Source organism: Desulfosarcina sp., from assembly GCF_033791525.1.
Taxonomy (GTDB): Bacteria; Desulfobacterota; Desulfobacteria; order Desulfobacterales; family Desulfosarcinaceae; genus Desulfosarcina.
The window spans coordinates 1-4,513 of sequence record NZ_JASJGN010000417.1; the positions used below are offsets into that span (position 1 = coordinate 1).

A 4,513-nucleotide genomic window follows, 5' to 3' on the forward strand; every position below is an offset into this window, starting at 1 on the left:
ATCCTAATGTCAACTGCGGTAATATCTTATCATTCGACTCTTTCATTGTAAGCATTGGTCAAGAGAAATGGAGGGATCGGGGAATAGGGGGGATTGGAAGTCGGAGAACGAATCGCCGAAATCGGAAAATTGAGGAAAGAACCATGACCAGAAACCTGAACAGCAATATTGACATACCAAACTCCTTACCCTCCTTCAGCCGATCTACCTCTCTTTTTCAACACTCCCAGCGTCTTGATCCGCGTAAGCTCCTCGAAACGTCCTGAGGCCACGGCCAGCTTGTAAACCTCACAGGGTGCCTGGCCGCCCTCCGCGGGATCCTCGAAGATGTCGTGGATCAGCAGGTAGCCGCCGGGCAGGATGTGGCCGGCCCAGCAGTCATAATCCGTTCGGGCGGATTCGAAGGAATGGCCACCGTCGATGAATACCAGCGACAGCCGTGTGGCCCAGTTGCGGGCAGCCACGTGGGATCGGCTGATCAGGGGAACCACCGTCTCCTCCAGTCCGGCGAGGGCCAGGGTTCGCCGGAACAGGGGCAGGGTGTCCATGCAAAAAGTCTTGAAATCGAAAAGGGCGGGGTCGAAATATTCTTCCCCGGGCTGCTGCTCCTCGGATCCCCGGTGGTGGTCGATGGAAAACAGCGTCGCCCCGTTTTCACGGCAGGCGCTGCCAAGATAAACGGCAGACTTGCCGCAGTAGCTGCCGATCTCCAGGCAGGGTCCCAACCGGGAGGCCTTCCGGGCGAGATCGTAAAGCCCCCTTCCCTCCTCGGGATCCAGAAACCCTTTGATGGTTTCAATCACTGTCTGGTCAAGGTTCAACTGTATTTACTCCGGTCCCTGGTCCCTGGTCTCTGGTCCCTGGTCTCTGGTCTCTGGTCTCTGGTCTCTGGTCTCTGGTCTCTGGTCTCTGGTTTGTGGTTTGTGGTTTGTGGTTCCGAATTCCTCAATTCCTCAACCCTCAATTCCTCAATCCAATAATCCCATAATTCGGAATTCATTCTTGTCCTCGGCCCTCAGCGCAAGACGGTGTTCTTTCATAAATGGTGAATTGTGGTTCAGATCAAGGCCGCGAGACACCGTTTGGGATTTGTTCGGCGGGGATCGTTTTGAAATGGTAGATTTTGGTTCAGGCCAAGGCCGCAGGGAAGTCGAAACCGCAGGCGTAGCAGCGCTACGTTGAGGATATCGACTGAGCGAGAACGCTGGCCTGGGCCGAAAGATGCCGTTTCAAAGCGATCCCTATGAGATGTCGTCGTAGTTTTTAACCAACACCTGCCTCGTCTTGACCCCATCCTGTGGCCCGATGATCCCCTCCTGCTCCATCATCTCGACGATCCTGGCCGCCCGGTTGTAGCCGATGCGCAGATGCCGCTGAACCATGGAGATGGAGGCCTGGCCGGCCTGGGTGACCAGGGCCACGGCATCGTCGTAGCGTTCGTCGTACTCCTTCTCTCCGGCCTCTTCCGCCGCCTTTATCGGAGCCTGGACGACGCTCTTGTCATAGTCTGGCCGCTGCTGCTTTTTGAGGAATTCGACAACGCGGGTCAATTCGGCCTCGGAAATGTAGGCCCCGTGGATACGCTGGAGCCGGGCCGTTCCCGGGGGCAGGAAGAGCATGTCCCCGTTGCCCAGCAGGCTCTCGGCGCCGTTGGTGTCGAGGATCGTCCGCGAATCGGTCTTGGAGGAGACCTGGAAGGTCAGTCGCGTGGGAAAGTTGGCCTTGATGATGCCGGTGAGCACGTCCACCGACGGCCGCTGGGTGGCCAGAATCAGGTGGATGCCGGCGGCCCGGGCCATCTGGGCCAGGCGGGTCAGCGCCACCTCCACGTCCCGCGAAGCCACCATCATGAGATCGGCCAGTTCGTCGATGATGATGACGATATAGGGCAGCGGTTTGGCCGGCTCCTTGGGGTTTTCCTCGCCTTCGGCAGGAGGGGCAGCCGGCTCTTTTTCGATTTTGCGGTTGTACTGGTCGATGTTGCGGGTCTTCTTCTCCGAGAGCAGTTCGTAGCGGTGCTCCATCTCGCGCACGGCCCAGAACAGGGCGTTGGTGGCTTTCTTGACGTTGGTGACCACGGGGGTGATCAGGTGGGGAATGCCGTCGTACATGGACAGCTCGATGCGCTTGGGGTCGATCATGATCAACTTCACCCGGTCAGGGGTCAGCTTGTACAAGAGGCTGCAGATCATGGTGTTCAAAGCCACGCTCTTGCCCGTCCCGGTGGCGCCGGCGATAAGCAGGTGCGGCATCTTCTCCAGTCCGGCGGAGACCGGGTTGCCCACAATGTCCTTGCCCAGGCACAGGGTCAGCGTACTCTTGACCTGCTCGAAAGAGGGCGACAGGATCATCTCCTTGAAGCGAACCGTCTCCCGATCGGTGTTGGGGATTTCCACACCGATGACGGCCTTGCCCGGAATGGGCGCCACGATACGGATGCTGATGGCCCGCAGGGCCAGGGCCAGGTCGTCGGTGAGGCTGACGATGCGGTTGATCTTGACGCCGGGGGCCGGTTCGTATTCGAAAGTCGTAATTACCGGCCCCGGGGTGACGGCCACTACCTTGCCGTTTACGCCGAAATCCTCCAGCTTTTTTTCCAGCAGCCGGGACTGCATGCGCAGGTTTTCTTCACTGGTGGATTGGGGTCGCGCCTTGGGGTCGTCGAGGAAGTTGACCGACGGCAGTGAGAAGCTTGAAGCGCTCTTCATGAATTCGAACACGGCCTGTTTGGGCACCGGTTTAATCGGCACCGGATTGGGATCGGGGGTCTTTATTTTGATCGTCTCTTTTGTCTTTTTCTTCTCGGCCTTGAGGGTCCGGCGCCGCTTGAAGCTTTTCTGGCGGCGCTCCTTCCACTTGATCAAAATGGTGGCGACACGATCGAAAAGCACGGAGTTGGCCGTTTTGAATCGGCGGTAGAATGCCACCACGGAGAACCCCGTGGCCATGATAAAGCCGATGAGCCATACCAGCATCAGGATGATCGACCCGCCGGCCTGGTTGGAATAGTCGACGAAAAAAGACTTGAGGGGGATACCGACGATGCCGCCTGCAGTGAACCGGCTGCCGAAAAGCATATAGTGGTCCTGCTTAAAGGCCAGCAGGCTGCCCGTGGTGGTGATCAGCAGGATACCGCCGGCGGCCAGAGGCAACAGGGCCCGACCCGTGTCTTTACCGAAGAAAAGAATGCTGCCCAAAAGGAAAAGAAAGGGGATCCAGAACGCACCGATGCCGAAAAGCCCCACGAGGCTGCCGGCGAAATTGGCGCCGAATACACCGAAGAGGTTGTGCACCTGGCCACCGCCGCCGGCATTGAAGAATAGGCATGGGTCGCCCGGGTCGAAGGAAAGCAGGCTGATCAGGCTGAACACCACCATGAAGAAAAAAAGAATGCCGATAATCTCTTTTTTCATAATCGTCTACCGGCCGTCGGGGAAATCATATCCCCGTGCGGACCATTTTAAACGGTTAACGGCCGTCGGCGCTTTTACCGTCAGACTTCCACCAGAAAGGGTAGAATCACCGGCCGGCGCCCGATGGTATAAAAAAAGTACTGCCGCAGGGCGGTCTGGATACGGCTACGGATCCGATTGACCCGATTGGGCACATCCGGGGTGACATCCTCCACGATTTCCAGGACCACGCACTGGGCATCCTGGAGCAGATACCCCGTCTCCGTCTCAAAAACAAACCCCCGGGAGACGATATCGGGGCCGTAAACCACAATGCCTGTCTCCTCGTCAAAGGCCATGTTGACCACCACCAGGCCCTCTTCCGAGAGCAGCCGCCGCTCCTTGAGAACGCTGCGTCCCACGTCGCCGATGCCCTTGCCATCGATGAGCACCCGCCCGGAACAGATGCTGTCTCGAATCCGGAAACCCTTCTCATCCAGCTCGATAATCGGGCCGTTCTGGGCCAGGATCAGGTTGTCGTCGGGGATGCCCACCTCCCGGGCCAGCCGCTTGTGCAGCACCAGATGGCGATACTCCCCGTGCACGGGCATGAAGAAAGTGGGTTTGGTCAGGTTGATCATCATCTTGAGCTCTTCCCGGAAGGCATGCCCGGACACGTGGATATTCGAAATCTTCTCGTAGACCACGTCGGCGCCGCGTCGGTAGAGGTTGTTGATGATGTTGGCGATGGCTTTCTCATTGCCCGGGATGAATTTGGACGAGAGAATGACCGTGTCTTCCTTGTGGATCTTGATCTGCTTGTGGGTGCCGGCGGACATACGCGCCAGAGCGGACATGGGCTCGCCCTGGCTGCCGGTGGTGACCATGATGATCTCGTCGTCCGGGTACGAGTTCAGTTCATCGATGTCGATCTCCATCTCCTCGGGCAGGTCCAGATATCCCAGGTTGCGGGCGATGGCGACACTCACCTCGATGCTGCGGCCGTTGACAACGATCTTGCGGCCGCGCGCTCTGGCGATGTTGACGATCTGCTGAATACGGGCGATGTTGGAAGCAAAAAGGGCCACGATGATCCGTCCGGTGGCCGCATCCGTAATCCT

General features: G+C 58.2%; 3 protein-coding genes. All 3 read right to left on the minus strand.

All coding sequences use genetic code 11. From position 1 onward, the window contains the following. Positions 1 to 185: 185 nt before the first annotated feature. Entirely contained in the window at positions 186 to 821 is a 636-nt protein-coding gene (locus QNK41_RS20165; RefSeq protein WP_319260772.1) for a class I SAM-dependent methyltransferase, read from the minus strand. A 420-nt stretch (positions 822 to 1,241) separates the two neighbouring features. Then, positions 1,242 to 3,413, minus strand: a complete 2,172-nt coding sequence (locus QNK41_RS20170) for a DNA translocase FtsK (RefSeq protein WP_319260774.1) — start codon at positions 3,411 to 3,413, stop codon at positions 1,242 to 1,244. 80 nt (positions 3,414 to 3,493) lie between these two features. Next, a partial coding sequence (locus QNK41_RS20175; RefSeq protein WP_319260776.1) for a ribonuclease J occupies positions 3,494 to 4,513 on the minus strand: 1,020 nt, incomplete at its 5' end.